Source organism: Streptomyces sp. NPDC054932, assembly GCF_053610205.1.
The window spans coordinates 20,697-22,764 of sequence record NZ_JBSGXU010000133.1; the positions used below are offsets into that span (position 1 = coordinate 20,697).

Annotated in this window: 2 protein-coding genes; both read left to right on the plus strand. The window is 66.4% G+C overall.

Annotated features, from left to right (window positions below; translation table 11 throughout):
• The first annotated feature begins 436 nt into the window (after positions 1–436).
• Entirely contained in the window at positions 437–1,042 is a 606-nt protein-coding gene (locus ACWGE1_RS28740; RefSeq protein ID WP_453423371.1) for a response regulator transcription factor, read from the plus strand.
• A 423-nt stretch (positions 1,043–1,465) separates the two neighbouring features.
• Positions 1,466–2,053 (plus strand): hypothetical protein, encoded by a 588-nt coding sequence (locus ACWGE1_RS28745; RefSeq protein ID WP_453423372.1) that lies wholly within the window; start codon positions 1,466–1,468, stop codon positions 2,051–2,053.
• Positions 2,054–2,068: the final 15 nt, after the last annotated feature.

Here is a 2,068-nt window from a genome sequence, read left to right on the forward strand (position 1 = left end):
GTCCTGGCCTTCCCCCTCCACACCCGGGCGGCGGCGTCCTGGTTCGCCGGGAAGTACGCATGAGCCCGGGGGCGGGGGCCCGCCGCCCCGCCCCGGCCCCCCCCCCCCCCGCGGGGGGGCCGGCCCCGACCCGGCGCCGCCCGTCGGCGGCGCCCCAGGAACGACCCGGTCGGCGGGTTTCCTTCCCCCGTAACCCCCGGCCGGGTCACTTCTGCTTGATGGACAGTCAATTCCGTACATCGGAACTCCAGGGAGTCGGGCGCTCGACCGGCCCACCGATCCCGGCCGGCGCCCGTCGCGGCTTCCGCGAGAAACCGCCTACGTCAACCCAAGAGCGGCAAAATTTTCTCTGTACAACTACCCGCCGGAAGCTAGGATCCTGACAGGCCAGCGCCATCGCACGCTGCAGGACACTCGCGTTCACCCTGGAGGGAAAGTGACTACGGTTCTGCTCGCCGAGGACGTTTACATGGTACGGGGGGCGTTTCTTGCACTATTCGCACGGGAAGCCGACATCGATGTCGTAGCCGACTTGGGCGACAGCAGGGAAATCCTGCCGGCGGCCCGGCTCCACCGGCCGGACGTCGCAGTGATCGACATAGACATGCCCGGTCAGGACGACCTGTCGGTGGTCCAGGAGATCCACGACGAATTACCGGGAACCCGGACGCTGTTACTCACCAACAACTGGCGCCCCACCATCGTGCGCCGCGCACTGGACATGAGGGTCGACGGATTCCTCCTCAAGTGTTCCCCTCCGGAGAAACTCGTCAGCACCGTGCGCGACCTCGCCGCCGGACACCGGGTGATCGACGCGGACCTCGCCGTGTCCGCCTGGCACGCACCGATCCCCCCGCTCACCGAGCGCCAGCTCGAAGTGCTGCGACTCGCCGCGGCCGGTGAGGGCGTATCCGACATCGCGGCACGCCTCAACCTGTCCCCCGGCACCATCCGCAACTACCTGACCTCGGTGACGACCAAGCTCAACGCCCGCACGCGCATGGACGCGGTCCGCATCGCCGCGGACGCCGGCTGGCTGTGACGCGCATCCCGTCCCACCCGCCAAAGAAGTACCGGATATTCCCGATGACCGGTAGTGAATTCATCACGCGGGGGACATGAGATTCTCACGACCGCACCGGACGATTCCATAATGCATTGATGATGAAGACACTCCCGCATGGAGGTAATCTGACTTACGTTTGAGGCGGCCGGTTCCCGAGGCCGAAACAAGGGGGAAGTAGACAGTCTTATGGGATGCCCTACCAAATACCGCCACCATGCTCCAGAAAATCCACCCACATGCGTTGAAAAAACCGCGGACAGTACGTTGTGCGACAGCTGCAAGGAGCAGATCGCTTCCTGCCTGAGAGAGTTACCCGCCCTCTACCTTTCCTGCGAGCTCTCGCTCGCAGGAACCCGCACGCCGCGCGAGAAAGTGTCGAGTTCCAACAGCCGCCAGGAGATGCCCTTCAACGCGGAAGCCGCCGACGTGCGTTCCTCCGTCAGATCGGTCCTGGCTTCCTGGGCGTCTCTCATCGCGGAGGAACGCGCGCTCGATGCGCCGCAGCGCGAGGTCGTCCAGATGGCGCGGTTCATTCATGAGAATATCCCGTGGCTTTCCAGCCATTCTGCGGCGGGCGAGGCCGTCGAGGAGTTCGGCACGCTGACCCGGCGCGCCCGGCGGGCGAGCGAACCCCGGGCCGTGCGGGTCGTACCGCTCGGCGACTGCATGCACGCGAGCTGTACCGGCAAGCTCCGGGCCGTGGTCAAGGTCGTCTCCGGCGCCCGCTCGAAGCCGTCGGAAATCCGGTGCAGTGCCAATGACGCCCACTGGTGGGCTTCCGACGAATGGGCGGCGCTCGCAGCGTGCGTCCAGAGCCACACGACGACCCGTCGCTCCTGGTACAGCGTGTCGGACGTCGCAGCGCTCTGGAACATGCCCAACGGCAGCATCTACCGGCTCGCCAGCCAGTACCGGTGGCGTCGCCGCAAGGTCTCGGGCAAGGTCTTCTACCACGCGTCGGACGTCAACGACGCGCAGAAGCCCTGACCCTGCGGCCTGGAC